General features: G+C 37.1%; 30 protein-coding genes, 6 tRNA genes and 2 riboswitches. Of the genes, 13 read left to right on the plus strand and 23 right to left on the minus strand.

Features of this window, described 5'->3' with window-relative positions:
• Nucleotides 1–11: 11 nt before the first annotated feature.
• Nucleotides 12–1127, minus strand: a complete 1116-nt coding sequence (gcvT, locus tag JF53_RS09570) for a glycine cleavage system aminomethyltransferase GcvT (protein ID WP_047979932.1) — start codon at nucleotides 1125–1127, stop codon at nucleotides 12–14.
• A 73-nt stretch (nucleotides 1128–1200) separates the two neighbouring features.
• Nucleotides 1201–1288, minus strand: a riboswitch (glycine riboswitch).
• Between the two features lie 3 nt (nucleotides 1289–1291).
• Nucleotides 1292–1393, minus strand: a riboswitch (glycine riboswitch).
• A gap of 149 nt (nucleotides 1394–1542) precedes the next feature.
• On the opposite strand from gcvT, the gene JF53_RS09580 reads away from it, so the two are divergent.
• Together JF53_RS09580 and JF53_RS09585 are read left to right on the plus strand one after the other, a co-directional pair.
• Nucleotides 1543–3210, plus strand: coding sequence for a DEAD/DEAH box helicase (locus JF53_RS09580; RefSeq protein WP_047979930.1), 1668 nt, complete (start codon nucleotides 1543–1545; stop codon nucleotides 3208–3210).
• On the plus strand, nucleotides 3197–3976 hold the full coding sequence (locus tag JF53_RS09585; RefSeq protein ID WP_047979929.1) for a YqhG family protein: 780 nt from the start codon (nucleotides 3197–3199) through the stop codon (nucleotides 3974–3976). The genes JF53_RS09580 and JF53_RS09585 overlap by 14 nt, the downstream gene beginning before the upstream one ends.
• A 28-nt stretch (nucleotides 3977–4004) precedes the next feature.
• Here JF53_RS09585 and JF53_RS17250 read toward each other — a convergent pair whose 3' ends face one another.
• Both JF53_RS17250 and JF53_RS09595 read right to left on the minus strand, forming a co-directional pair.
• Nucleotides 4005–4190 (minus strand): YqzE family protein, encoded by a 186-nt coding sequence (locus tag JF53_RS17250; RefSeq protein ID WP_047980093.1) that lies wholly within the window; start codon nucleotides 4188–4190, stop codon nucleotides 4005–4007.
• A gap of 20 nt (nucleotides 4191–4210) precedes the next feature.
• The gene (locus tag JF53_RS09595) at nucleotides 4211–4741 is read right to left on the minus strand and encodes a shikimate kinase (protein WP_047979928.1); all 531 of its coding nucleotides are present in this window, start codon (nucleotides 4739–4741) and stop codon (nucleotides 4211–4213) included.
• 110 nt (nucleotides 4742–4851) lie between these two features.
• Here JF53_RS09595 and comGA point away from each other — a divergent pair, with 110 nt between their 5' ends.
• The 8 genes from comGA (at nucleotide 4852) to JF53_RS09635 (ending at nucleotide 9089) form a co-directional block, all read left to right on the plus strand.
• Nucleotides 4852–5862 carry a competence type IV pilus ATPase ComGA gene (comGA, locus tag JF53_RS09600; RefSeq protein WP_047979927.1) on the plus strand — a complete coding sequence of 337 codons (1011 nt, stop codon included), beginning with the start codon at nucleotides 4852–4854 and terminating at the stop codon, nucleotides 5860–5862.
• Nucleotides 5825–6877: a competence type IV pilus assembly protein ComGB gene (gene comGB / locus JF53_RS09605; protein ID WP_047979926.1), complete on the plus strand. Its 1053-nt coding sequence runs from the start codon at nucleotides 5825–5827 to the stop codon at nucleotides 6875–6877. Before comGA ends, comGB begins: the two co-directional genes overlap by 38 nt.
• Before the next feature lie 15 nt (nucleotides 6878–6892).
• Entirely contained in the window at nucleotides 6893–7216 is a 324-nt protein-coding gene (gene comGC, locus JF53_RS09610) for a competence type IV pilus major pilin ComGC (RefSeq protein WP_047979925.1), read from the plus strand.
• Complete coding sequence (comGD, locus tag JF53_RS09615; RefSeq protein WP_047979924.1) at nucleotides 7203–7631, plus strand: competence type IV pilus minor pilin ComGD; 429 nt, start codon at nucleotides 7203–7205, stop codon at nucleotides 7629–7631. The genes comGC and comGD overlap by 14 nt, the downstream gene beginning before the upstream one ends.
• Nucleotides 7618–7959: a type IV pilus modification PilV family protein gene (locus JF53_RS09620; RefSeq protein ID WP_047979923.1), complete on the plus strand. Its 342-nt coding sequence runs from the start codon at nucleotides 7618–7620 to the stop codon at nucleotides 7957–7959. Before comGD ends, JF53_RS09620 begins: the two co-directional genes overlap by 14 nt.
• Nucleotides 7943–8356 carry a competence type IV pilus minor pilin ComGF gene (locus JF53_RS09625; protein ID WP_047979922.1) on the plus strand — a complete coding sequence of 138 codons (414 nt, stop codon included), beginning with the start codon at nucleotides 7943–7945 and terminating at the stop codon, nucleotides 8354–8356. The genes JF53_RS09620 and JF53_RS09625 overlap by 17 nt, the downstream gene beginning before the upstream one ends.
• Nucleotides 8328–8723: a hypothetical protein gene (locus JF53_RS09630; protein ID WP_047979921.1), complete on the plus strand. Its 396-nt coding sequence runs from the start codon at nucleotides 8328–8330 to the stop codon at nucleotides 8721–8723. Before JF53_RS09625 ends, JF53_RS09630 begins: the two co-directional genes overlap by 29 nt.
• A 123-nt stretch (nucleotides 8724–8846) precedes the next feature.
• Entirely contained in the window at nucleotides 8847–9089 is a 243-nt protein-coding gene (locus tag JF53_RS09635) for a DUF2626 domain-containing protein (RefSeq protein WP_047979920.1), read from the plus strand.
• 63 nt (nucleotides 9090–9152) lie between these two features.
• Here the strand turns inward: JF53_RS09635 and JF53_RS09640 are convergent, their stop codons facing one another.
• Nucleotides 9153–9776 (minus strand): MBL fold metallo-hydrolase, encoded by a 624-nt coding sequence (locus JF53_RS09640; protein WP_047979919.1) that lies wholly within the window; start codon nucleotides 9774–9776, stop codon nucleotides 9153–9155.
• A 154-nt stretch (nucleotides 9777–9930) separates the two neighbouring features.
• Between JF53_RS09640 and JF53_RS09645 the strand changes: the two genes are divergently transcribed.
• Nucleotides 9931–10116: a DUF2759 family protein gene (locus JF53_RS09645; protein ID WP_047979918.1), complete on the plus strand. Its 186-nt coding sequence runs from the start codon at nucleotides 9931–9933 to the stop codon at nucleotides 10114–10116.
• Between the two features lie 42 nt (nucleotides 10117–10158).
• Here the strand turns inward: JF53_RS09645 and JF53_RS09650 are convergent, their stop codons facing one another.
• The 9 genes from JF53_RS09650 to rpmG form a co-directional block, all read right to left on the minus strand.
• Nucleotides 10159–12039 carry an LTA synthase family protein gene (locus JF53_RS09650; protein WP_047979917.1) on the minus strand — a complete coding sequence of 627 codons (1881 nt, stop codon included), beginning with the start codon at nucleotides 12037–12039 and terminating at the stop codon, nucleotides 10159–10161.
• A gap of 157 nt (nucleotides 12040–12196) precedes the next feature.
• The gene (locus JF53_RS09655; RefSeq protein ID WP_047980092.1) at nucleotides 12197–13165 is read right to left on the minus strand and encodes an ROK family glucokinase; all 969 of its coding nucleotides are present in this window, start codon (nucleotides 13163–13165) and stop codon (nucleotides 12197–12199) included.
• A complete protein-coding gene (locus JF53_RS09660) occupies nucleotides 13165–13374 on the minus strand; it encodes a YqgQ family protein (protein WP_047979916.1) in 210 nt (69 codons plus the stop codon). The genes JF53_RS09655 and JF53_RS09660 overlap by 1 nt, the downstream gene beginning before the upstream one ends.
• 74 nt (nucleotides 13375–13448) lie before the next feature.
• Nucleotides 13449–14906 (minus strand): spore germination protein, encoded by a 1458-nt coding sequence (locus JF53_RS09665; protein WP_047979915.1) that lies wholly within the window; start codon nucleotides 14904–14906, stop codon nucleotides 13449–13451.
• A gap of 113 nt (nucleotides 14907–15019) precedes the next feature.
• The gene (locus JF53_RS17860) at nucleotides 15020–15418 is read right to left on the minus strand and encodes a tetratricopeptide repeat protein (protein ID WP_053071837.1); all 399 of its coding nucleotides are present in this window, start codon (nucleotides 15416–15418) and stop codon (nucleotides 15020–15022) included.
• Nucleotides 15400–16581: a rhomboid family intramembrane serine protease gene (locus tag JF53_RS09675; RefSeq protein WP_053071836.1), complete on the minus strand. Its 1182-nt coding sequence runs from the start codon at nucleotides 16579–16581 to the stop codon at nucleotides 15400–15402. The genes JF53_RS17860 and JF53_RS09675 overlap by 19 nt, the downstream gene beginning before the upstream one ends.
• Nucleotides 16582–16703: 122 nt before the next feature.
• Nucleotides 16704–16901, minus strand: coding sequence for a hypothetical protein (locus JF53_RS09680; protein ID WP_047979914.1), 198 nt, complete (start codon nucleotides 16899–16901; stop codon nucleotides 16704–16706).
• A 65-nt stretch (nucleotides 16902–16966) separates the two neighbouring features.
• Nucleotides 16967–17524 carry a 5-formyltetrahydrofolate cyclo-ligase gene (locus JF53_RS09685; protein ID WP_047979913.1) on the minus strand — a complete coding sequence of 186 codons (558 nt, stop codon included), beginning with the start codon at nucleotides 17522–17524 and terminating at the stop codon, nucleotides 16967–16969.
• Between the two features lie 74 nt (nucleotides 17525–17598).
• The gene (rpmG, locus tag JF53_RS09690) at nucleotides 17599–17748 is read right to left on the minus strand and encodes a 50S ribosomal protein L33 (RefSeq protein WP_026681152.1); all 150 of its coding nucleotides are present in this window, start codon (nucleotides 17746–17748) and stop codon (nucleotides 17599–17601) included.
• Nucleotides 17749–17924: 176 nt separating this feature from the next.
• Between rpmG and JF53_RS09695 the strand changes: the two genes are divergently transcribed.
• Both JF53_RS09695 and JF53_RS09700 read left to right on the plus strand, forming a co-directional pair.
• On the plus strand, nucleotides 17925–18131 hold the full coding sequence (locus tag JF53_RS09695) for a hypothetical protein (RefSeq protein WP_047979912.1): 207 nt from the start codon (nucleotides 17925–17927) through the stop codon (nucleotides 18129–18131).
• Between the two features lie 40 nt (nucleotides 18132–18171).
• Nucleotides 18172–18759, plus strand: a complete 588-nt coding sequence (locus JF53_RS09700; protein WP_047979911.1) for an MltG/YceG/YrrL family protein — start codon at nucleotides 18172–18174, stop codon at nucleotides 18757–18759.
• Nucleotides 18760–18832: 73 nt separating this feature from the next.
• Here the strand turns inward: JF53_RS09700 and phoU are convergent, their stop codons facing one another.
• The 10 genes from phoU to JF53_RS09750 all read right to left on the minus strand — a co-directional run bounded on the left by phoU (nucleotide 18833) and on the right by JF53_RS09750 (nucleotide 24885).
• Nucleotides 18833–19492, minus strand: coding sequence for a phosphate signaling complex protein PhoU (gene phoU / locus JF53_RS09705; RefSeq protein WP_047979910.1), 660 nt, complete (start codon nucleotides 19490–19492; stop codon nucleotides 18833–18835).
• Between the two features lie 340 nt (nucleotides 19493–19832).
• Nucleotides 19833–21947: a peptidoglycan D,D-transpeptidase FtsI family protein gene (locus JF53_RS09710; RefSeq protein WP_047979909.1), complete on the minus strand. Its 2115-nt coding sequence runs from the start codon at nucleotides 21945–21947 to the stop codon at nucleotides 19833–19835.
• 77 nt (nucleotides 21948–22024) lie between these two features.
• The gene (locus JF53_RS09715) at nucleotides 22025–23299 is read right to left on the minus strand and encodes an MFS transporter (RefSeq protein WP_047979908.1); all 1275 of its coding nucleotides are present in this window, start codon (nucleotides 23297–23299) and stop codon (nucleotides 22025–22027) included.
• A gap of 107 nt (nucleotides 23300–23406) precedes the next feature.
• The gene (sodA, locus tag JF53_RS09720; protein ID WP_047979907.1) at nucleotides 23407–24018 is read right to left on the minus strand and encodes a superoxide dismutase SodA; all 612 of its coding nucleotides are present in this window, start codon (nucleotides 24016–24018) and stop codon (nucleotides 23407–23409) included.
• A 149-nt stretch (nucleotides 24019–24167) separates the two neighbouring features.
• Nucleotides 24168–24243, minus strand: a tRNA-Phe gene (locus JF53_RS09725).
• A 192-nt stretch (nucleotides 24244–24435) separates the two neighbouring features.
• Nucleotides 24436–24528, minus strand: a tRNA-Ser gene (locus JF53_RS09730).
• A 9-nt stretch (nucleotides 24529–24537) separates the two neighbouring features.
• Nucleotides 24538–24614: transfer RNA gene (locus JF53_RS09735), tRNA-Ile, on the minus strand.
• Between the two features lie 9 nt (nucleotides 24615–24623).
• Nucleotides 24624–24699, minus strand: a tRNA-His gene (locus JF53_RS09740).
• A 25-nt stretch (nucleotides 24700–24724) separates the two neighbouring features.
• Nucleotides 24725–24801, minus strand: a tRNA-Met gene (locus tag JF53_RS09745).
• Nucleotides 24802–24810: 9 nt separating this feature from the next.
• Nucleotides 24811–24885 (minus strand) — tRNA-Asn (locus tag JF53_RS09750).
• Nucleotides 24886–25046: the final 161 nt, after the last annotated feature.

Genomic DNA, 25046 nt, shown 5'->3' on the forward strand with positions numbered 1-25046 from the left:
TTTCTTTCCCCCTATTTTTCACGTTTTAGAAATGGTCTTGCAATTACTTGTGCACGAAGTCTTCGCTTTCTAACTTGTATTTCTACTTCAGTACCAACAGTTGTATGATCTGATTTCACTAAAGCTAATCCGATGTTTTTTTGTAAGGTAGGAGATTGCGTGCCTGACGTAACAACCCCAATTTCCTCTTCTCCAGAAAATACCTCGTATCCATGTCGTGGAATTCCTTTATCAATCATTTCAATTCCAATAAGTTTTCGTTCTGGTCCGTTTTCTACTTGTTCCTTTAAAACTGATTTCCCAATGAAATCAGCTTCTTTCGTTACTTTTACAGCAAAATTCAAGCCTGCTTCAATCGGTGTAATCGAAGCGGATATTTCTTGACCATAAAGTGGGAGATTTGCTTCAAAACGAAGCGTATCTCTAGCACCAAGTCCAACAGGCAGAAGCCCCTTCTCAGTGCCTGCTTCAAGTAAAAGATTCCAAAGAATTGGTCCCGCTTTAGGGGCGATATAAATTTCAAAGCCATCTTCACCCGTGTACCCAGTTCGAGACACAAGTGCCGGTTCAGCAATACCTGAAAAATACACTTCTTTATCGAATCTAAAGAACGTAATCTGACTTAAATCTTTACTTGTCACGGCTTGAAGGATTTCCTCCGCTTTTGGACCTTGTAAAGCTAATTGAACATAATGAGAAGAAACATTTTCAATGGTAACGTCATCATTCGAATACGGATTATTTTTTACCATCCATTCATAGTCTTTATCGGTATTAGCAGCATTTACAACTACCAAATAGTCGTTTTCAGCTAACATATAAATTAGAAAATCATCCACAGTACCACCATTCTCATAACACATCAAGCCATATTGTGCTTTATTCGGTACGAGTTTAGCTACATCATTTGTGGTAAGGTATTGCAGGAAGTCTAGGCTCTTTGGACCGGATACTGCTATTTCACCCATATGTGAAACATCAAATAATCCGGCTATAGTTCTCGTATTTTCATGCTCGGCTTTAATACTTGAAAACTGTACTGGTAGATCCCAGCCACCAAAATCAATTGTTTTTGCCCCTAGCTTTTCATACTCTGGATAAATGGGCGTTCGTTTCAGCTCACTCACAATTACCACTCCTTTTTAAATTTTCTAATTTTTAATCATAAAAAATAGAGATTTCTCTTATGTAAAGGGAAATCTCTGTCCTTGAACCAGAAAGTTTAACATTTTCATCATACGAAAATGCGTGCTTCGTGGGTGGTTTACTAGGTAAACACTCTCCAGAGGTGCGTCCTACAAGAGTACTTTTGCCTGAGAGATTCACAATTTTTGCTTGCTCCTTCGGCGTTACTTTATGACAAGTCATAAGTAAACTCTCCCCTTGTAATCATTCGCTTTTATGAAATTGGTTCTTTGTGGTTATACTATGTACGAAATAGTGTGTTTATTGTCCTATTTCGGATTCATTATACCACACAACAATTAAAATGTATCCTTTATATTTACTCGATTAGGAAATTACTGAAAAAGGAAGTATTGGATGAGAAATATCAATATCGAATTTGATTCAAATTTTATCGGAGAATTAGAAGAGCGAATGGATCAGGATGGACCATTTTCATCGTGGGAATTATTCAACATGGCGTACGATGCTGAATTAACTACCATCACAAAAGAGTTTCATGGATTGCGAGCATTAGAGTTCTTACCACAAATGGAATTCCTACCACATCAAATCGAGACTGCAAAACAGGCAATTGAAGAGATGAATGGTCGCGCAATTTTAGCAGATGAGGTTGGGTTAGGTAAAACCATTGAGGCTGGTTTGATTTTAAAAGAGTATATGATTCGTGGATTAGTAAAAAAAGTATTAATACTTGTTCCAGCTTCCCTTGTCAATCAATGGGTAAAAGAGTTGAATGAGAAGTTTTTCATTTCAGCAGCAGCCCATCGAAAAGCTCCTGCATGGGATCAATACGATGTTCTTGTGACTTCTATTGATACAGCAAAACGTTCCCCTCATCGCGAGGCTATCCTGGATATAAATTATGATTTCATTTTAATTGATGAAGCACATAAATTAAAAAATCACAAAACGAAGAATTATGCTTTTGTTCGTGCTTTAAAAAAGAAGTATTGCCTACTTTTAACGGCAACGCCAGTTCAAAATCAGCTCATTGAAATATTTAATTTAGTTTCCATTTTAAAACCTGGGCATTTAGGAAACTACGAATCATTTTTAGAGCAATATGGGCGAGATCGCAAAAGAATAAATCAAGATGTCTACTTAAAACAGCTTGTACAGAAAGTAATGGTTCGTAACACTAGGAAAGATACTGCATTAGACAATTCTAAACGTCATATTGAAACCATATGGGTTGATTTTACCGCAGAGGAATATGAGGTATATAACGAATTAGACAGAATGATTCAGCCTTTTTCATCTTTTTCAAAGATTACCTTCTTACGTGAGCTCTGTTCCTCTCGAGAGGCTTGCTTTTTATCCTTACAAAAGTTGGCAAGTGATGAAGCCAAAAACAACCAGCCTTATATTGAACCATTACTGAAAAAGATTGAACAGCTTCCTCATCACGCTAAAGCACAAAAAGTGGTGGAACTTATTCAACAAATCGGTGAAGAGAAAGTCATTATTTTTACTGAATATCGTGCTTCCCAATTTTACTTACAATGGTACTTACAACAGCATGACATTTCTTCCGTCCCTTTTCGAGGTGGATTTAAGCGTGGGAAAAAGGATTGGATGAAGCAGCTATTTAAAGATAAAGCACAAGTGTTAATTGCCACTGAAGCTGGTGGTGAAGGGATTAATCTACAATTCTGTAACTACATGATAAATTACGATTTACCTTGGAACCCAATGCGACTAGAACAACGAATTGGAAGGATTCATCGCTATGGTCAGGAAAAAGACGTTCAAATCTACAACTTTGCAATACGGCATACAGTTGAAGAGCATATTATGAAGCTATTATATGAAAAAATCGCACTGTTCGAGAAAGTAATCGGTCACTTAGACGATATTTTAGCAGAATTAAATATTGACAGTTTTGAATCAGAAGTTACTTCTATTTTTCAGGATTCGTCATCAACGGGTGAAGTGAAAATTAAATTAGATAACCTCGCTTCCATTATCCAAATGGCAAATAAGAATACTCAACAAGAGGAGACGAAATATGGCAATTCATAATTTAACGACATTTCTTGCGGATTATTTCACTGCACATCACTGTGAAATACTATCTAGTCAAGAAGGAATGCTAACCATACAATTAACAGAAGAAATGGATCGTGCCTTAATGAACCGGCCATTTTACTGGCATTATGTCAAGAAGATGGGAAGAGATGGTGATCCGATGCAATTAACCTTAATCACCAATCAAAATCACCAGGAGCAAAAAGGAGAAAGAATTCATTTTGGAAGTCCACGTCTTCAACAAATATTGACACATCTACGAGAAAATGAGCGATTTACTAGGCTCTTTCAAGTTGTTCAAACAGAAACAAACACTCCCCTACACCCCTGGTTGCTTGCCAATATAAAAATTAGTTATATTGGTAAGCAAAATAAAGATGAACTATTTTCTATCGGACTAAACTTAGTGAATGGCTTAATGAAAACGGGTATGATGGACATGCTAAAACGACAACAATTTCACATGCAAATATCCGATTACTGTTACACGATTGCCCCGTTAATCAAGCTGAAAAGTGGGTATAAACGAATTGAATCGGTGATTAATCAATATATTCATGATCAAAATCATGCCTGGGCAGAAGAATCCCTACAGGAACAAAGACAAGAAGTTGATTTGTTAACGCATTTTTATCAAGGAGATCGTGATCATGAGGTAGAACAAATGGAAAAAGAATTACAAGCTATAAAAGAGCGGTATCAGCCAAAAATTCATGTATCGGTTGTCAACGGTGGGTTAGTCTATTTAGAAGCAACATAAATATAGCAGGTCTACATCTGTAAACCTGCTACTGTGCCCGTTTAAAAATGGATTTAATGGCGACTGGCAATACACCAAACCACCTATTTCCAAGCATCGGTTGATTTTTCTGTGCTTTACTATCTGATTTTCTTTTTTGCCGTTGCTCTTTTGGTAAATCAATATACGATACAACTTGTTCAGTCATAAACTTAACATAATCGTTCCCTTTTATAGGTATCACCTCTCTTCTGCTTAATTATTACTAGTCTTTACCCCATTACTACCCTTTATACCCGAGAGATTCAATAGTTGTATAGCCTGCTTTTCTAACGAAAGATGTGTGCCATCAATTACAATATCGGCACAACTTGCATACATGCTCTTTCTTCGGTTATATAATGCCTCACGCTCATGATTTGCACCGTTTTTCCATAACGGTCTCGTTGTATCATCCATTAAACGTCTGCTTATTTCTGATAATGACGTTTTGATATAAATGATTATACCTGTCTGCTTCATCCACTGAATATTCGCTTCCTTTTCCACCACACCGCCGCCTGTGGCGATAATTGTTTCATTAGCGATTTCCTTCAAAGCAGAAGTTTCATACTTGCGAAATGCCGCTTCACCCTCCTCATGAAAAATAACACTAATTTTCTTTCCTTGTCTTTTTTCAATTGCTTCATCAAGATCTATATATGGAATAGCAAAATTTTCACTAATGTGCTTTGCAAGTGTTGTTTTTCCACTTCCCATAAATCCAATTAAATAGAGCTTTGTCATGTTCCAAACATCCTCATAAATTTTTTTTCAAAAAAAAGAAGGAATTATGCATTGTTTGTCGAATGTAAGTAGGTGACCAGCAAATTCTACTAATCATGAGGTGATGTTTATTGAACCCTGCTGAAGCATTATCCACCCAAATTTTAACCACTGCCATTCAACGTAATGCCACTGATATTCACTTCTATCCCTTCACCAGCTATACCAAGCTTTATGTACGAATAGATGGTAAACGCAGCTTACTAAATTCCTTAACGACGTCACAATATGACTTATTGCTTACCTACTATAAGTTTACATCAGGAATGGACATTGGGGAAATACGAAAACCTCAAAACGGAACAATTACACACCACTTTAATGCCAAAAACTTCTCCCTGCGTTTATCTACCTTACCTGTGAACCAACACGAAAGCCTTGCAATACGGATTCTCCCCCAGGATAATTACCTTTCACTTGAAAAGCATTTCTTATTTAAACACCAATACACTATAATCAAGCGTTGGATGAAGCATAAATCTGGATTAATCCTTTTCTCTGGTCCGACTGGAAGTGGTAAAACGTCTACCTTGTATGGATTATTAGAAGCTGTCTTGAAGGAACACTCCTATCAAACCATTACGCTTGAGGATCCGATCGAAAAGAAACTCCAAGACATCTTACAAGTTCAAGTAAACGAAAAAGCAGGTATTACCTATCAAACAGGACTAAAGGCAGCGTTACGGCATGATCCAGACATCATTATGGTAGGTGAAATTCGGGATAGGGAAACCGCTCAATTTGCATTTGAGGCATCGCTTACTGGGCATTTAGTGCTTAGTACGATTCATGCAAAAGACACGATAGGAACGATATATCGCCTGCTTGACATGGGAATAACACCGATTGAATTGGAACAATCTCTTATTGCTATTGCTTCCATAGAATTAGTGCCGATTTTCCCCAACACCAGTAACCGCACAAGGGCAGCTCTTGTTGAATTACTCGAAGACCGTTTACTAATCCAAGCGATTCACGGGAAGTTAATGACCCTAGAGCAAACGAAACAATCATTCCATCACTTACGAAAGAAGGCTTATTTGTATGGGTTTATTTCCAAAGATACGTATGAAAATTCCTGATCCACGCCTACCATCCAGTATCCAACTTCACTTTCTAAAACGACTTGCTAGCGTCTTATCAAGTGGTTATATGTTATTAGATGCACTGGAAACATTAACATGGGATAAAGCTACCCGATCAATTGCGGATGAAATTAGTCATCATTTGAAAAACGGCGTAACAATTGATCAAGCGTTTGAGCTTGTTCGTTTTAACCCATTAATAACATCCTATTTATTTTTCGCTAAAGAATACGGTGATTTAGAAGAAAGCATAACAAAGTGCTTTGAAATTTATGAAGAACGAATCAAGCATATGAAAAAATTCACCCAAGTAATCCGGTACCCAGTTATTTTACTTGTTATCTTTTCCATTATGTTCTTTTTCATTGAACACACCGTATTACCTAATCTGTTAAATGTTTTTCAGCAATCGGCACAAGACCCTTCCAATTTAACTATTTTCATCCATTTAATCTCCGTATTCTACTACTTATGTGCAGGATTTCTCCTCTTAGTATTACTCATTCGACTGTTTTGGTCTGCCTATAAAGCAAAAATACCTATTCCACAACAGCTCAAGCTTTTTGATGTAATACCACTCTTCCGAAATTATATAAGACTCAATACATCCTATCAGTTCGCGACACATGTAAGTTCTCTTCTTAAAACTGGAATGCCTATAAAAGAAGTATTAGCTATTTTGTCTAAACAAAATAAACTACCGATTCTATCCTATTATGCCACCATGTTAACAAATGGCTTAAATCAAGGTGCTCCTATTTCTCACATCCTTACAGACTTTTCTTTCATTAACCCTCAACTTGCAGCTATCTTTCAAAAAAACAACCACGTGGATTCCTTAGTAAAAGATCTTGCTGTCTATGCTGCTTTTACAATGGAGGAGTTAAATCAAAAAATCATCAAAAGTCTCACCTATCTTCAACCTATATTTTTCATCATCTTAGGGGTTGTAATCGTCATGGTTTACTTATCAATCATGTGGCCAATGTATCAAATGATCGACACACTATAAAAGGAGTGGTTGTCCATGTTTAAAAATAAAAAAGGGTTCACCTTAGTTGAAATGCTAATCGTACTAATGATTATCTCCATTCTAATGATACTCATCATCCCTAACCTAGGTGACAAAAGTAAAAATGCCCAAGAAAAAGGCTGTGAGGCGCTAATTAGCGTTGTACAAACGCAAGTTGATGCCTATTACTTGGAAAACTATTCCTATCCGTCAAGTCTTGATACCTTAGTAAGGGATAATTACATTCGGGAAAATCAAAAAACGTGCGCCAACAATAGCGAATTAACCGTAAACCAAGAAACAGGAAAGGTATCTGTATCCACGAATGGAAACTCTTAAGCATAATGGTTTTTCACTTATCGAGTTACTAATTACATTGTCTATCTGGATTCTGCTTTTGTCACTTAGTGTCCCTGTCTTAATTTCATTACAGGAAAAGAAAACAGAAGATAATTTCCTGCTTACCCTACAAAACGATATTATCTATATCCAGAATGTGTCTTTAGGATCGAAGACGTATAACCGGATTATTTTGGATAGATATAGCTACCGAATCGTGGATAACAAAAACGCCTCTATTGTTCGAAATCTTCCAGATGGCTGGGAAATTGACCGCCGTACGCTGGAAGAAATATCGTTCAATCGGAATGGGACAATACGTAAGGCGGGCACCATCCAAATACGGACAAAACAAAATAAATTTAATATGATATTTCCAATTGGCAAAGGACGTGGCTATCTTGAAAAACAATAGTGGCATGACATTTATGGAGGTACTAATTGCATTAAGTATTTTGCTTACGCTATCCATGACACTTATCCCTTTATATAGTTTCATCTCCTTCGAAAAAAAATCGTTCCATGACAAACGAATTATTGCCTACCAGCTACATGATGCACTACAAGCGATAATTTGGGATACAGATACTGATTTACCACTTCGTTATCAACAACATATAGAAGCAAAGCAGGTTGATTTTTCATTCCAGTTTTCAGATGACATGATTATTCACGCTTGTGCGTCTTGGCAAAGTGTCACCAATCGTTTGGAAGAGGTATGCTTCGATGGCATTAAAAACTAACGAATTTGGCTATACCCTATATAAGTTACTTTTCATCTTGGCTATTATCGCAATTTGCCTTCCCCTTCAGATTGCTATTCTAAAATCGCTTCAATTGCCTGCAAGCTATGAAGAAATTTCTATTCAACAATTTTTTCATTTTATCCAGCAGGACGTTATAAAGGCAGAAGGTGTTCAACTAGCTAATGACAAAATAATCCTTGAGCTAGATGGAGATCTCGTTACGATCGAAGAATACGGTCGTTTGATACGCAGACAGGTTAATCGGCAAGGACATGAGATCTACTTACGTGACATTGGCAACATGACAATCAGCCCACTTCCATACGGATTTACAATTGGCATTTCATCATTACAAGGAGAAATATATGAAAAAGATATCGTCTTTTATCCATAAGGAATCCGGCTTTATCCTTCCTGCGGTAATGCTATTATCGACGTTAGTGTTCCTGTATGTGGCAACGAATATTATTTCCTATAGCCACGATAGGAATATGACAGAGAATAATTTAGAACAACTAAAAGCACAAACACTTTTCCAGATGGGATATGCTCAATTGCAGAAACAATTAATGGTAGAGGAGGATCTAACTCAGCAAACCTATACCTTTCCTCAAGGAACCACCAAAATCACCTTACAACTGATTGACGTGGATAGACTGCAGTTGTTTTTCGAAATCACAACCGATACAAATTATCAGTTTTCCATGACAAAAACAGTGACAATTCCTATTACGACACATAGTTTGCATACTTTAGAGTAAACTAATTTCGTAGCCTATTCATTATTCCTTGAAAAATTTCACAATTAATTGTTGTATCGTTTACATTATTCTTTTCCTCGTATATAATAACAGTGATGAAGTCATCGAAAAGGAGGGGAAACAATGGATCGAATGTTTCGAGTCCTTGCCTTTTGGACTGGTATTTTTACAGTAATGTTCTATGTTGGTGGTATGACGAACACAGCATTGCTCTTCCTAGTTCAGACGGTATTTTTCCTTACAGTAAGTTACTTAAAATTATCTGAGCGTATGTATATGTACTTGTTCGGAGCTTATTGTACTGTTTTCTTTATAGGTTTCACTTGGTATTCAGAATTTATTTTAGTGCCTGGTTTCGGGCATTAAAAGCAAAAAAACCCTGCTTACATATTTTGTTTCCTGCAGGGTTTTTTTGTTGCCATTCTTTTATTAGATCGTTATAAACGGATTATTGCGCTTTTCCTCACCAATAGTCGTCGAGTTTCCATGGCCAGAATATACAATAACCTCTTCCGGTAGTACGTACAGCTTCTGTCTAATAGTAGCTTCTAGCTGTTGATAATCTCCTCCAACTAAATCCGTACGTCCTATTCCACGATAAAATAAAACATCACCACTTATGATAGCTTGGTCCTCCGCAAAATAAAAACTAACACTCCCAGGTGAATGCCCTGGTGTACGAATTACCTCAAATTCAAATGCTCCAAGCTGCATAGGACCTTGTTTTAAAAAGTGATCTGCTGTGTTTATTTGAATAGGTGCGCCGATAAGTCGTGCAGAACCGTTTAAGTTAGGATTGCTTAACCACGTTTTCTCATCGTCATGAATATATAATGGGATATCATACGATTTTCGTAACTGGTCAACTGCTCCGATATGGTCAAAATGTGCATGTGTTAACAGAATAGCAATTGGTTTGATTGCTTCTCTTGTTAAAAACGCTTGAACAACCTCCCCTTCTGCACCAGGATCAATTATAATTCCTTCACCACTATCGTATACGATGTAACAATTAGTCCCAATTGGGCCGAGTGGTATTTGTTTTAGTTCCATTGTAAACCTCCTTATTGGAAAGATATTCGTAATTTTCTCGACAAAATCATGTTTTTATACTAGAATAAATGTGTTAGTAAGATACATATTAATATAAAATGTTTGACTAGACAAAAAAAGAATGATTGCTTTATACGTAAGGAGGGTTTTGTACATGTCACCACATATTGTATTAGGTATCCTATTTTTAATTGTCGCTATCGTATCACTAGTGTCGGTATTTCGCCAATTAAAATATAGAAACTTTTTTGCGCTTGTCATGTCCGCATTATCAGTTCTTGTGTTTGGATTTTTCTCCATTAGTACCATTATTTCTGTCATAAAAGATTCATTACAATAACAATAGAAAAAAGCTGCCAGATGGCAGCTTTTTTCTATTGCATTAATTTGCCTGTTTAAAATTCACAAAACGGAAAAGGTCACCATAAATGATATCATCGGAATACCCTAATTCTTTTTCCACGGTCTCTATCGTCCCCTGGCATGCATCTGCATCCGATTCTCCAACAGGCTCCCCAGTTGCAAATTGATAGCACGTATCATTCGTGTAGATATAATCCTTTGTAATAAAATCACCATTTCGTAAGGCGATATAGTCTTTTCTATTCTCATGGAACATATCATTTCCAAAGTAGATATCGTCCTCAACCTCCATTCCAAGTAAACTTAATATTGTAGGCTTAATATCGATTTGGCCAGTGATAGTTGACTTAATTTCGCCCTTCCCATGTCCTGGAATATGAATAAATAATGGGACACGTTGTAATTGGATGTGATCATATGGCGTAATTTCCTCTTTATTCAAATATTGACTCATCGCTTTATTATGGTTTGAGCTGATTCCATAATGATCCCCCATAATAATGATGATGGAATCTTCGTAAAGTCCAGCTGCTTTAAGTTGTTCGAAAAATTGCTCGATTGATTCATCCATATAGCGAACAGTAGGAAAGAAATTGTTTAAGGTATTAGAATTTGAATCGTATCGTTCAATCGATTTATCTTCCTCATCTAATTCAAAAGGAAAATGGTTTGTCAACGTAATAAACTTCGTATAGAACGGTTCTTCTAATGTTTGTAAATATTTGATTGATTGATCAAAAAACGGTTTATCCTTCAATCCCCAACCAATGGAATTATCCTCGGTTACTTCATAAGCTTCCACGTCATAGAAATAGTCATAGCCTAGATTCGGATACATTTGATCGCGGTTATAGAAGCTTTTATTATTGGCATGAAATACAGCAGAATAATACCCTTCTTCTCCTAATAATTCAGGTAATGCATGGTATTCATTCTGACCGTGTGTGAAGAAAACAGCCCCTCTTGACAAAGGATACAATGAATTCTCCACTAAAAACTCTGAATCAGACGTCTTCCCTTGTTCTGTCTGATGGTAGAAGTTTTCAAAATAATACGTATCCTCATCAGCTAGTAAACTATTTAAAAATGGTGTCACTTCTTGCCCATTTACTGTATTACCAATAACAAAGCTTTGCAGGGATTCAGCCGAAATAAAAATCACATTTTTATCTTTGGCAACACCATATAAATCGGACTGTCCTGGAAGTTCGATGTTTTCCTTTACGTACTCTTTTATTTGAGGTAACTCACTACCATCTGCAAAAACGTGCTGCGTTTTCACCTTGGAGTGAAGCGCTGCATCATAGATGTGATAATTAAATAAGCCAATGTATTTTACAAGATACTCACGATCAAATGCGCGCGTAAATAATTGTGGCCGCTCCATCTCAGCAAGAAAGAAATTCCCTACTAGCAATACAAACGATAATGCTAAGGTAAAAACTTTTCCGCTTCTTGGGTAGCTCGTTGTCACGACATTTACATGCTTTTTACTTAAATACCAAACAAAAATTACATCTACAAATAGCAAAATGTCATACACTTTAATAAGAGACAGAATACTACTTCCTAAATCCCCAACATTTCCACCTTGAAAGAGCTGTGGAATCGTAATGAAGTCAGAAAAAGATCGGTAGAATACTAGATTTGCGAAAATAATAATCGTACCAATCAATGCCATATAGCGAATATACTTCATCTGCCGACTTGTTTTCTTAATCCAGACACTAATGGCAAATATTAAGAATGCTGACACAAAAGGATTGATTACTAAAATTAACTCCTGCATCGAATTCTCTATTTCGAGACTAAATAAAAACCGATAAACAATATAGGTTTTTATCCCGAACAATAATGTGGCAATTACATATAAAGGAATCCGTTTTCCTTTACTATACATAATAAATCCTCCTATAAAACTATTGCTTTTTATATATGTTTTTGATTAAAATCCGTGACGGCACCAGAAAAAAAGTGCACGGACAAACTTCCTATATAGTAAGACGATTTAAAACAAAATAAAGTTTCAATTTTTTAAAAACTTTTTTGGCAACTTATTACATTTTGGCTGTGTGATTTTTTACCAAAGATGCAGCACCTATTATACCCGCATCATTTCCTAATTCTGCTATTCGCACCTCACATGCCTCAAATGTTCTAGGCAAAGCGTATTTTTTAAATGCCTGTTTAATCGGTTCAAGTAATTGATCCCCAGCTTTGGAAACACCTCCACCGACTAGTACTTTCGATGGATTCAATGTCATTGTCAAGTTTGATATTGCTAGGCCAATTACTTCTGCTGTATGTGTAATTATCCCCCTGCTATCCATATCGCCCTGCTGTGCTAGTTCAAAAATATCTTTTGCCGTAACAGTCCCATTTTTGCGGTATCGTTCTGCTAATTTACTCGATGTATTTGTGTCTATGATATTCATCGCTTGACGGACGAAACCTGTTGCAGAAGCTAGTGTTTCCAAACAGCCTTTCCTACCACAATTACAGGAATAGCCATTAGGATCCACCGTAATATGCCCAATTTCTCCTGCGGTACCGTTTACACCGTTAAGAATTTTTCCACCTGCAATAATTCCGCCACCGACACCCGTTCCTAACGTAATGGCAATGACATCCTCACTATTTTTTCCGGCACCAAGCCAGTTCTCGCCTAATACGGCAATATTAGCATCGTTTTCTACAAATACTGGCAATCCAGACTTACTGGACAATTGTTCAGCCAGTTCAACATCCTTCCAACCGATGTTCACTGCCTCATACACATACCCGGTTTTACTATCGATAAAACCGGGAGCACCGACACCAATACCTAAAATGTGCGCTTGACTAATGGACAAGGCCATAGCCTTTTGAGAAATTGCATCCCAAATATCGTCTACAATCGATAGTCCTGAGTTAGCTGTATTAGTCGGAATTTCCCATTTTTCAATAATATCTCCACTGTTTTGTAAAAAACCAATTTTAACAGTAGTACCTCCTATGTCTACTCCAACTATAACTGTTTTATTCATCATTTCTCACCATTTCCCCTATTAAGTTTTGCCATTTCTTGACGTAATACTAATAATGCGAGTTTGAACTCCTCAGCATCTAGGACACCGATTTTATATAATTCTTGTATTTCCAATTGCATTAATTCCAGATCACCTAATCGATTCCCTGTATAAATAAATGTACCAAAGCGTTTTAATACTTGTTGAACATCATAAACCGTTTTCATAAAATCACCAGTCTAATTATACCAAATTATTCAAGTTAGTAGTTAGTATTTTTATACTAAAAAACCCAGTCGGTTTACCGATCTGGGTCTTGTGGATGAAGGATTGTTGGTCGTTTATTTTTTAAAGGCATTGGTGTGCGAATTAATACGTCTCGAAATGCTTGTGGAGAAAACGGAATTAGTGGCCAAAAGTATGGGACTTCAAATGACTTCATTCGTACCGTATAGAGAATCCAAATTAGCGTACCAATCATGTAACCTATCACACCAAAGCTTGCCGTAGCTAATAACAGAAAGATTCGTACGATTCGATTTGCCAGACTCATTTCATAACTTGGCGTCGCATACGTACCAATTGCTGCAACAGCAAGATATAAGATTACTTCATAGGAAAACAATCCAACCTCAATAGCTACTTGACCTATTAATATGGCAGCGACTAGTCCAATTGCTGTAGCTAGTGCAGTTGGCGTATGAATGGCCGCCATACGTAACATGTCAATTCCTATTTCTGCAATTAGAAACTGCATCAAAATAGGAATTACTCCGATTTCTTTGAGACCAATAAATGCTAATTCCCCAGGAAGTAATTCCGGATTAACGGAAAACAAATAGTACAAGGGTAGAATAAAAATAGAGGCCCAAACTGCAATGAAACGCACCATTCGTAAATATGCACCAACTAATGGTTTTTGCCGATATTCCTCTGCATGCTGAAGATGCTGCCAGTAAGTGGTTGGGGTAATCATTACGCTAGGTGAGCCATCAATAATAATTAGTACATGTCCCTCATATAAATGGGTTGCTGCTGTATCTGGTCTTTCGGTATAGCGTACCGTTGGAAAAGGATTCCAGTGCCTCCCACTAATATACTCTTCGATCGTTTTTTCTGCCATAGGTAATCCATCTGTGTCAATTAGTTGTAAAGCCTGCTTTAATTCCTTCACTCTAGCTTCTTCTGCTATATCTGCAATATAGCAAATACAAATATCTGTCAGCGACCGCCTACCTATTTGCATGTATTCCATTCGTAGGGAGCGATCTCGAACTCTCCTTCTCGTTAATGCCGTATTAAATACAATTGTTTCCACATACCCATCACGTGACCCTCTGACAACTCGCTCAAGATCAGGCTCAGCGGGAGAACGTACTGGATATGTTCTGGCATCAATAATAATAATTTTATCGGCACCCTCTACCAACAAAGCAGTTGGTCCGCCTAACACGGTATCAGCAGCTTGATTTAAATCATCGACCACATCTAATTCAACGTAGGGCAAGTAAGTCTTTATCAATTTGGTTAGCGGGTCTGGTTCAATATTTTCTGGTTCGAGCTTCGCTAATAATTTCATTAGTAAATGAAGAATATCATCCTTAACAAAACCATCAATAAAAAACATCGCCATGTTTCGACCCGCATAATTTAAATCTAAATGTACGATATCAAAGTTTTTATCAATCTGTAGACGATTATGTAAATAGGAGTTGTTCGCTTCAAATGAGTGATAAAGGGCTTGTTTTTGTTTTTCCATAGTTCCTCCAACTAATTTGATAATACTATTAGTGTAAGTATCAATACATTTTCTATTCAACTATTTGGAGTTTTAGGTTACTAAAAGAAAGAGAGAATAAATGCTGTATGCACTTATTCTCCCGTTTTATTTCCCGTTATAGTTTGATAAAGTTCTTTGACACGTTGTTCGGTTGGATTAAGCTGGTAAGCCTTTTGAATCATCTCTATTGCTCGTTCGTCACCATTTTCATCATAGAGTAATGCCAGATTATAAAATGCCTGAGGTAGTTCTTCTGGATTTTCTAACACGTTGATACATTGTTCCAAATCAGCTATAGCTTTTTCACTATCACCTAATTGAATATATGCATAAGATCGTTGAAATAATAATATCGCTTCAAACGATTCTGGATTCTTTAATCCATTTGTTGCCCCAAGAACAACCTCCTCGTAGCGTTCTTCTTGCAGTAAATGATCTATATTAGAAAGCTGATAGGACCCTTTTGTTTCATTTATATTTGTATGCCCCATAATGCGAAACCAATCACTAGCAGGCAATAAAGAATAAAAGCAGCTCCTTGGAGGAGAAATCGCTTTTGCTTCAATGGCAGATGAACAATTGCAGCAGCAATAATCCCCGCCACTAATCCTCCTAAGTGTGCAACCATATCAAGCTGAGGAATGACAAAACCTAACCCAATATTTAACGCGAGAACTACTAAAATGTTCTTCCCTATTGTTTGGTAAAACATATTCCGATAAAACATACCGAAATAAATAAATGCACCAAACATTCCATATAAGGCACCTGAAGCACCTGCTGATATATTAGTAACAAAAGCAAAACTTGCTATTCCTCCGCCAATTCCAGCTAGCAAATAGATAATAACAAATCTCGTGGATCCATAGATTCTTTCGGCTAATGATCCGAAATAATATAGAAACAGCATGTTGGATAAAAAGTGGATTAAACCAATATGGAGAAACATGGAAGTGAAAATCCTCCACCATTCCCCATCCATTATCGCTGGATTATATTTTGCACCAAATTGGAGTAATGTTTCCGTTGTTTGGCTACCACCATTAAATTCTAGTAATAGATACAGAATTGCATTTATTCCGATTAAAAAATACGTAACAAGTGGCTTTCCGAACGAAAAGACCTTCTCTGACTTTTTTCGCTTTTCTTGTAGACTTGCAATTAAGTCGGTTCTGAACTGCGTCAAATCCTGTTCCATTTGCATGTCTGTCAGTATCTCTACCTCCCGATCATAAGTCACGTCAAGTGTTTCAATTAACCTATCCCGTTCCGAGTAAAGCTCATCTCCGGATAAATAGTAAGTCTTCATTAAAATAGGCTTTTTTTCTTGTATCATCATCGGTTTCTTTAAAATTTCCCAATCATCAATAGGTGTATGGGGCGAGATATAGACATTATGTATTTCAACGTCCTTCCCACGAAGTAAGTGGCGCATTGCTTTTGTCTTTTCGAATACAATTGCAATATCCTTCTTCAGATGGTTTTTCCAATCAAAACCAATCGTTGAAATTCTTACAACAAGTGATTTCTTCTGCTCCACCTTCTCTAACCAAATTTCTTCTGTGTTTTCATTCATATATAAAACATCATAGCCATTAAATACGGCTAATTGATGGGCAATTTTGTACATCACAAATGGTTGCTTATGTTCCATGAACTCCCCTCCTGTTACCATCATAGCAGAGTTAATGAATTATCGCTTTTAATTCATCTCACGAATCTTCCGCACGTGTGAATTAAAAAAAGCTGTTGCATTAACAGCTTTTCTGGTGATTATTACGTTGATGTATTGGTCGATTCCTTAAATATACTTGGCAAAATCGTTTTCCGTATTGATGGCATATTCATCGAGATGGACACAGCCATTCTTCTTAGAAAACTTACAGCCAATATGGCATTCATAACTTTATATCGCCATTTAACGAGCATCGTAATAACAGCAATTACACCTGTTAGAATAACAAAGATTCGCATCAATAACACCTCTTTACCTACAAGATGTTATTAGTTTTTTCAATTTAAAAGAAAGTATTCTACCGTTACGTAAGCATTCCTACTTCTGTAATCAATTTATTAACTGGTATATCATGTTCCGCTACGGGTAAATTACTAGCAAGCTGTGACGTTGAAAGCAGGGAAAGACTTGTATTGGTATAGGTGCTTAAAAAACGATCATAATACCCTCCACCAAAACCTATGCGGTAACCCTTCTCGTTAAATACGATACCCGGCACCATTACTAAATCAATCGAACTATGTTTTACTTTGTGCTGCTCCACTGGTTTTGGTTCAAGTAGGTTATAGTAAACTGTCTCTAGTTCATCAAAGCTACTCATTCGGTAAAATACTAGTTTCTTTTCTTCAGGGTAGCATTTAGGCACGACAATTTCCTTCTCCTGCTTCCATCCCTGTTTAATAATCTCCCTCGTATCCCATTCAAATCCTCTTGCAATTGTTATTCCGATTACATTAGCTTTCATCCATTCTGGTGATGAAAACAAATGGTTTCTAAGTTGTTCTTCAATATACTGTTTTTCATGATGAGATAGTTTTTTTAGATGAGCTATTGTTTTCTTTCGTAATGCTATCTTATCCATATTAATGCCCCCAAATTAGTAAAAAAGCTTGCTTCAAATCCATGACGGTTTGAAAGCAAGCTTCGGTGAAACAATTATTTTGTTTCACGGTGTAATGTATGTTTTTTAAGACGTGGACAATATTTCATAAGCTCGATACGCTCAGGATTAGTACGTTTGTTTTTAGTCGTAATGTAGTTACGATCTCCTGTTTCAGTACAAGCTAACGTGATGTTTACGCGCATGATTTTCCCTCCAAACTATAAAAACTTGCATAATTCGCATCTAATAGTTCTTTTCAGACTTATTAATAATAGCAGATGTTTGGCAATCAATCAAGACGCTTTGGAAAAAATTTATGGTTTTCTACAAACGATTTGTATGATATAACTAGTAATGTACATGAAATGGAGGTAAGCAAATGATTATTCTTTCAGGTATAACGATACTTATAATAGCTATTGCATTATTTGTCCTATCGTTTTTCCTAAACGATCGATTTGAAAAAATTGAAAGTGATCTTGAACAGTTATCAATATCTACGATGCAAGATACGTATCAATTGAAGAAAAAAGTTAAAATTCTTGAAGAAGAGTTATTAACAGAAGAGCTTTCATCAAACGATTAATTATCATTCGTAATGAAATAACTAAAGTAAGGTGGAAAACATGAAACAATCCATACGCGCATTTGCAATCGGGCTATTCACCGCTGCAATTATCATGCTTATTGTGAACTATTTTTCAAATGGTTCCACGAAAGATCTAACTGAAATGCCCATAGAAGATATTGTTGACGAGTTAAAAAATGAAGGTTATCGCGTATTAACAGAGTCAGAGTATATTTCGATGTCCATTACAGGCGAGTCTGAGGAAAGTAAAGGAGATACCGAATCTACTAAGGAAGAACAGGCTGATAAAGCTGAAAATACGGATACCGAGAAAACAGAAGATAAAAACAAAGAAAAAACGACTCCTGAATCAGAGGATACCTCTTCAGAAGGTGGTACTGCTAGTGATGAACAAGAACAAGAGCAACCAGCAGCACCAGCAAAATCGTACACCGTTACGATTGAGTCAGGAATGGCTCCTTCAACAATTAGTAACGAATTAGAAGCTAATGGCGTAATTGAAAATTCAGCAGAATTTATTCGTTATTTAGAGGACGAAGGTTATGTCGCTAGAATTCAGCTTGGCGAGTTCACGATTACAAGTGATATGAGTTATTTTGAAGTTGCAGAGGCATTAACCAAATAAGAAAAGAGGAAGAAATGATTATGTACAATCATTCTCTTCCTCTTTTTTATGGTATAAAAATAGTTACCATAGCTTAATCATTTAGGTCCACGATTTCGCCTTTTACTAAAAATAAAATACTTTCCCCTATATTCGTTATATGATCAGCAAAACGTTCAATATAACGTGCACTAAAGGCAATTTGCATAACATATTGGATTTGATCAGGGTTTGTTGCTGTTTTGGTCAATAGCTCCGAAACAATATGCTTATATAGCTTGTCGACTCGGTCATCCATTTCTGATAGCTTTTGGGCTATTAATATGTCCTCTCCACGAAATGCTTCCATGGATGTCTCTAACATCGACAGTGTCATATCGCGCATTGTTTGTAATTCCGGCGGTACTGAAAGTACATTATGATTACCAAGACGAATAGCTGCTTTGGCGATATTTTTTGCATTATCCCCCATCCGTTCAATGTCCGTAACAACTCGCAGGGCAATAATTAAGCGCCGTAAATCAGTTGCTACTGGTTGCTGTTTGGCAATCAATAATATTGTTTTATCATTTATAGCTGCTTCTTGTTTATCGATTAATTTGTCATCCTGAATTACTTTTCTTGCAAGCTCGATATCCTGTTTAAATAATGCGTCGACCGCATTACGTAACCCTTTTTCCGTATGTTTTGCTAGTGTTACAATATCTTCATTCAGTTCATCTAGTTCTGTATGGAACTGTTCGCGACTTGGCATAATGGTTCCCCCTTGTAAATATAGTATCTTTCCATAATACTTTGATTGTACAATTTGTTTATGAAGTAGATATGAACTTATTGTAAATGTAGTGTAAATTAAAAAACCGGGACATAAGTATGTATGGTTAGATAACATCCGAACGTTGCTGCACGATACCCTCCCCGGGAATCTACTTCGCTTTCCGCGAGGGCTACTGAGCCCTCGCACGGTTGCTCTGCTGTACGAGATCTCACCTTACTCTTCCTCACGAAGGAGTCCACGTAAATTCCTTACGCTTGAGTTAATGCATTGTTCGTCTTTATACCTGCTCATTTTACTTATGTCCCAGTCTTTAATTTTATTGCTCAGATTCTTCCTCTTTTTCCACCTTGTTTTCAACTTCGCCTTTTTCTCGATCTGCTTTCAGTGAAAAATAGGCGTCTATAATGCGTTGGGTAATATTATGGTTGATTGATGAACTAGTACTTTCATCCAGATTCGGCACAATGACAGAAAGTGCTATTTCTGGATTGTCAAATGGAGCATAGGCAACCATTGTTAAGTTTATTGTCTTCGCTACTAGCTTTCCATCCTTATATACTTCATTTTGAGCCGTTCCTGTTTTACCAGCTACATTATATTTAGAATTACGATTATAATTATAGGCAGTTCCACCTGGCTCTTGATACACTTGACGAAATCCTTCCTGGACACGTTCAATATATTTATCATCCATTATTATTTTATTTAAAATCGTTGTGTTTACAGTGCGATATAACGAGCCTATTTTCCCCTGTTCTGAGCTCGGGTTATGAACCTCTTTTAAGAAATGCGGTTGAACACGATATCCACCATTCGCAATCGTAGACACATATTGTGCTAACTGCATCGCAGTAAACGTATCATACTGACCAATTGCGTAGTCCATTAATAAACCAGCCGCAGCTGTAGTACCAGGGTAACCAGATGACTCATATGGGTAATCAACCCCTGTATTTACGCCAAGACCAAATTGTTTAAAGTAATTTCGAATCTCTGTAAATGCAGCCGGATCAAAACGTACTTTTTTGTTTGGTTGGTAATTATATTCTCCACCCATTTTCATTGCAATGTAGAACATGTAGACGTTTGATGATTGTTTTAATGCACCTAAGTCATCTACATAGCCCAAATTTTTCCATGAACCCTTTTTGGGGGTATCTGCAATTTTAATCGGTTGGTCAACAACACCATCACCAGGCTGAATAACTCCTGATTCATAGCCAGATAGAATCGTTGCACCTTTTACAGTAGATCCAGGTCTGTGGGCATCATATAGCGCCTTAAATGATGTATCGATAATTTCTTTACGCGAATCATCCTTATAGCTTTGAGCGGAAACAGCTAACAATTCTCCTGTATTCGGTACTGTGACAACAGTTAAAACATCATTTAAATGCTTGTTAGCTCCACCCTTTGTTGCTTCTTTCAATTCAGAGCGTAAGATTTCGTCAACCTTTTCTTGAAACTCCATATCAATGGTCAGAACTAGGTCCTTACCACTCTCTCCAGGTACTACAACTTCTGAATCGAGTATTACACCACTCTTACTCATTGTGTATTGCACCTGTTCTTTACGTCCGCGAAGTAAATCCTCATATTGCTCCTCTAGCCCTGTTTCGCCTACGCGGTCATTTCGGCTGTACCCTTTTGCTAAATAATAATCAATATTTTCAGCGGGAACTCCTTCTTTTTCCGTACTAACATTACCGATTAGGTTTTTGAACGTATCACCATAGGGAAACTCTCGTACCCAATCTGTCGTTGCGTTAATACCAGGTAGTTCAGCTAAATGCTCTGCAACTCTAGCATATTCTTCTGGCGTTACGTTATCACTTTTTACGACCTGAGGCGTTAAGGCATAAGCACGGTCTAATTCTTTTTTGATTAATATAATCTCAAAATCCTGCTCTGTAAAACCACTAATTTCTTCCTCCGTAATCCGGTCTAATATCTCATTATATTGTTCCGCATTATCCATCTCAGCAGCTTCTGCATCCGATAATCTTTTCGTAGCTTCCTCTTCATGTTGCAAATACCAATATTCCTTCTTATCTCTTTCCGTAATCCGGTTTAACTGCTTCTCTTTTTCTTTTTCATCCGGGCTAAACATATCAATATAAAGCGCAAGTTGTTTGGCTACATTTAAACGATCAATTGCCTGTACTCCTTTTGGTGGTGTATAGGTGATCGCATACTTCGGCTTATTGCTAGCAATTAAATTATGATTACGATCATAAATTTCCCCACGTGGTACCGGTAATTTTGTCGTATCCTTTGTTGTCCGATCTATTTCGTCTTGAAAATCTTCCCCATTCAATATTTGTACAACGCCAAGCTGTAAAATCAACACAGCAAATAACAAAAATACAACAAAGAATAGTATATTTATACGAAAGGGAAGTTGAGCTTTCTTCTTTTTATTCTTTTTCATAACGCTCCCCCATTACCTTCAATTTATCTTTTCTCCTGTATTATTATAGCATTTATCTAGCGATAGACTAAGTACTTTTATCGATTTTTTTCATCTGTTACTTGATCCTTAATCATGACTTCTTTTTTCGTTGTAGCTGACAATACAATTTTCCGAACCGCAATATAGATTCCTAAATGCAGTGTGCCAAAGAAAATTAATAGAAGGGGTATTATTTTTTCCGGTTCATATAGGCTAATTCCAATTATGAACACGATAATGGATACGACACGACCAATATTTAAATAAAGCTCACGAACAACAATATACTCAATGCGAAGCTCACCCGCCTTCCACGAGTGGCCAATTACGTCATAGGTCATGGATATATACGGCACATTTACAATCGGGTAAGCAATTCCAATTACTATCCCATAAATTATTAACGTCAGGTAGCTTGTGTGGAAGAGAATAATAAATAAGGAAAAATACAATAATAAGCTACCTAACAGGATAGCTGTTTTCCGTTTTGAAGGCTTAATAAACCGCGTTGCAAGAAAATAGCATACAAAGGAGAAACCAGAAAAATATAGATTAAACATTCCAAGTGATAATTCACTCTGAGTTACGACATACACCCAAATGGTAATGACAAACATAAAGATTCCTTCACGTAAGCCTTGAAAAAAATGAGCATTTAAGATGCGATTCCAGTTTTTGTTGTTCTTTCTTTCATCAATTACACGCTTGAAGTAATACGTTCCTTTAGCTAATCGTCGTTTTAGAAAAAAACTACTTGCAACCGCACAAATAAATAGAATAAATGATGCTGTAAATATCGTACTGTACCCTATATTTTCTGGCATTTTTGAAATAATATATCCAGCCGAAAAAGGTCCTACCATACCACCGAAAGACTGTAATACTCCTAAAAAGCCATTGAAAAAATCTCGGGTATCCGGTTCTGTAATTTCAAATGTTAGCACATTAAAAGCAAGCCAATAGAAGCCATACCCAATTCCCAGAAGGCTTCCTAACAAAATGTTATAGGTTGCTGCCATTTCACCAATCAGTAGCACACTTAAAAAAAATAGCGATAAAAAAATGACACCTAGTCTTAATACAATCACCCGGTCAACTTTTTTCGCAATTTTACCAGCAGCTATAAAGGTAATAGGTTGAAACACAAATACAGCTAAATTATAATACGCTATCGTAAAGTAGTCTCCTTCTGCTTGCTTCCATAAATAGATGTTTACAAATGTATTGGATAAATAGATACCTAAAGAGTATAGTCCTCCGATAATTAATAATAAGATTAAATCTCGATTAACTTCAGTTTTACCAATCACATACTGCCACGATTTATGCATGATGAATTGCCCCTTTTCTCTCTTTTTAGTGTGAGCAATTCAAATTTAGATATACAAAAAGAAAAACACGAGCACATTTACTCGTGTTTTTCTCGCATGAATTTATATTACTTCGCTGCGTTATAATTGTTTGCAACTTCATCCCAATTAACAACATTCCAGAATGCAGAAACATAATCAGGACGTTTGTTTTGATAATTTAAGTAGTAAGCATGCTCCCATACATCAAGACCTAGTAATGGCGTTTTACCTTCCATTAACGGTGAATCTTGGTTTGGAGTGCTTGTAACTTCTAGCTCACCATTGTTAAGTACTAACCATGCCCAGCCAGATCCAAAACGTGTTTTAGCAGCATTTTCGAATTCCTCTTTGAATTTATCAAAGCTACCAAATTTAGCAGCAATTTTATCTGCTAACTCACCAGTTGGTTCTCCGCCACCATTTGGAGAAAGAATTTTCCAGAATAAGCTGTGGTTTGCATGTCCACCACCATTATTTCTTACAGCAGTACGTGCAGCTTCAGGTACAGCACTAAGATTGCTCACCAATTCTTCAACTGATTTAGCTTGAAGTGCATCATTTCCTTCTAGTGCAGCATTCAAGTTCGTAACATACGTGTTATGATGCTTTGTATGATGGATGTTCATAGTTTCTTTATCAATTGTTGGCTCTAATGCATCATATGCATAAGGTAATTCTGGTAATTCAAATTTAGCCATGTCGAACTCCTCCTCAAATTGTATTGGAATAAGGATATAATACCCTTTACATGAAAGATTATCAGAGCTTACCATATGTTGCAAATTATTTGCCCAACAAACGAAAAATTTATCCAATAAAAAAACAAGCATATAAGCTTGTATTAAAATGGTGGCTCGGGACGGAATCGAACCGCCGACACATGGATTTTCAGTCCATTGCTCTACCGACTGAGCTACCGAGCCATGTATTTAATTATAAATTGTTATCTTACTTTCCTATTTTTAACTTGCTCACTGTGTCCCTGCCTCTACTAGGGTACTCAGAGATGTTTATCCATCGGGACAGACCTGCACATGGTTGTTGTTTCAAGGATGTAAGCGTTCAGCTACCGAGTATTCTCAGACTGTATTTTTGTTAGTTCCTTCATTTATGTATGGAGGAGGTAGAGGGATTCGAACCCCCGCGCGGTTTGACCCGCCTGTCGGTTTTCAAGACCGATCCCTTCAGCCAGACTTGGGTATACCTCCGAGTTTAAATGGTGGACCCTGCAGGACTCGAACCTGCGACCGATCGGTTATGAGCCGATAGCTCTAACCAACTGAGCTAAGGGTCCTAAAAAATATGGGGCGATCGATGGGAATCGAACCCACGAATGCCGGAGCCACAATCCGGTGCGTTAACCCCTTCGCCACGACCGCCATGTTGTAAAATTATTAAAGTAAATGGTAGCGGCGGAGGGGATCGAACCCACGACCTCACGGGTATGAACCGTACGCTCTCGCCAGCTGAGCTACGCCGCCATTTAAAGTTGGCTCCACAGGTAGGACTCGAACCTACGACCGATCGGTTAACAGCCGATAGCTCTACCACTGAGCTACTGTGGAATAATATAAATTTAACTACCAGCCATACTTTTGAAAGCATGTTCCCTGTAGTTGGACCCCTGCATCTTCTAGCCTATTCCAAGATGTTCATGCTTCGGGGTTACTCGTAGCATATTCGGTGGGAGTAGTGCTCGTCTCTACCACTGAGCTACTGTGGAATA

This window comes from Ornithinibacillus contaminans (assembly GCF_001038425.2).
Taxonomy (GTDB): domain Bacteria; phylum Bacillota; class Bacilli; order Bacillales; family Amphibacillaceae; genus Ornithinibacillus; species Ornithinibacillus contaminans.

Excerpts from the sequence above, each read along its gene's own strand:
- JF53_RS09645 (WP_047979918.1), top strand. The coding sequence starts at position 9,931 with ATGTCACCACATATTGTATTAGGTATCCTATTTTTAATTGTCGCTATC.
- JF53_RS09580 (WP_047979930.1), top strand. The coding sequence starts at position 1,543 with ATGAGAAATATCAATATCGAATTTGATTCAAATTTTATCGGAGAATTA.
- comGB (WP_047979926.1), top strand. The coding sequence starts at position 5,825 with ATGGGTTTATTTCCAAAGATACGTATGAAAATTCCTGATCCACGCCTA.
- JF53_RS09665 (WP_047979915.1), bottom strand. The coding sequence starts at position 14,906 with ATGGAAAAACAAAAACAAGCCCTTTATCACTCATTTGAAGCGAACAAC.
- JF53_RS09700 (WP_047979911.1), top strand. The coding sequence starts at position 18,172 with ATGAAACAATCCATACGCGCATTTGCAATCGGGCTATTCACCGCTGCA.
- phoU (WP_047979910.1), bottom strand. The coding sequence starts at position 19,492 with ATGCCAAGTCGCGAACAGTTCCATACAGAACTAGATGAACTGAATGAA.
- JF53_RS09625 (WP_047979922.1), top strand. The coding sequence starts at position 7,943 with ATGGCATTAAAAACTAACGAATTTGGCTATACCCTATATAAGTTACTT.
- JF53_RS09585 (WP_047979929.1), top strand. The coding sequence starts at position 3,197 with ATGGCAATTCATAATTTAACGACATTTCTTGCGGATTATTTCACTGCA.
- JF53_RS09660 (WP_047979916.1), bottom strand. The coding sequence starts at position 13,374 with ATGAAAACGGTTTATGATGTTCAACAAGTATTAAAACGCTTTGGTACA.
- JF53_RS09715 (WP_047979908.1), bottom strand. The coding sequence starts at position 23,299 with ATGCATAAATCGTGGCAGTATGTGATTGGTAAAACTGAAGTTAATCGA.
- JF53_RS09635 (WP_047979920.1), top strand. The coding sequence starts at position 8,847 with ATGGATCGAATGTTTCGAGTCCTTGCCTTTTGGACTGGTATTTTTACA.
- comGC (WP_047979925.1), top strand. The coding sequence starts at position 6,893 with ATGTTTAAAAATAAAAAAGGGTTCACCTTAGTTGAAATGCTAATCGTA.
- JF53_RS09655 (WP_047980092.1), bottom strand. The coding sequence starts at position 13,165 with ATGAATAAAACAGTTATAGTTGGAGTAGACATAGGAGGTACTACTGTT.
- JF53_RS09675 (WP_053071836.1), bottom strand. The coding sequence starts at position 16,581 with ATGGAACATAAGCAACCATTTGTGATGTACAAAATTGCCCATCAATTA.
- JF53_RS09695 (WP_047979912.1), top strand. The coding sequence starts at position 17,925 with ATGATTATTCTTTCAGGTATAACGATACTTATAATAGCTATTGCATTA.
- JF53_RS09640 (WP_047979919.1), bottom strand. The coding sequence starts at position 9,776 with ATGGAACTAAAACAAATACCACTCGGCCCAATTGGGACTAATTGTTAC.
- JF53_RS17860 (WP_053071837.1), bottom strand. The coding sequence starts at position 15,418 with ATGGGGCATACAAATATAAATGAAACAAAAGGGTCCTATCAGCTTTCT.
- JF53_RS09680 (WP_047979914.1), bottom strand. The coding sequence starts at position 16,901 with ATGCGAATCTTTGTTATTCTAACAGGTGTAATTGCTGTTATTACGATG.
- comGD (WP_047979924.1), top strand. The coding sequence starts at position 7,203 with ATGGAAACTCTTAAGCATAATGGTTTTTCACTTATCGAGTTACTAATT.
- rpmG (WP_026681152.1), bottom strand. The coding sequence starts at position 17,748 with ATGCGCGTAAACATCACGTTAGCTTGTACTGAAACAGGAGATCGTAAC.
- sodA (WP_047979907.1), bottom strand. The coding sequence starts at position 24,018 with ATGGCTAAATTTGAATTACCAGAATTACCTTATGCATATGATGCATTA.
- JF53_RS09685 (WP_047979913.1), bottom strand. The coding sequence starts at position 17,524 with ATGGATAAGATAGCATTACGAAAGAAAACAATAGCTCATCTAAAAAAA.
- JF53_RS09595 (WP_047979928.1), bottom strand. The coding sequence starts at position 4,741 with ATGACAAAGCTCTATTTAATTGGATTTATGGGAAGTGGAAAAACAACA.
- JF53_RS09650 (WP_047979917.1), bottom strand. The coding sequence starts at position 12,039 with ATGTATAGTAAAGGAAAACGGATTCCTTTATATGTAATTGCCACATTA.
- JF53_RS09710 (WP_047979909.1), bottom strand. The coding sequence starts at position 21,947 with ATGAAAAAGAATAAAAAGAAGAAAGCTCAACTTCCCTTTCGTATAAAT.
- JF53_RS09630 (WP_047979921.1), top strand. The coding sequence starts at position 8,328 with ATGAAAAAGATATCGTCTTTTATCCATAAGGAATCCGGCTTTATCCTT.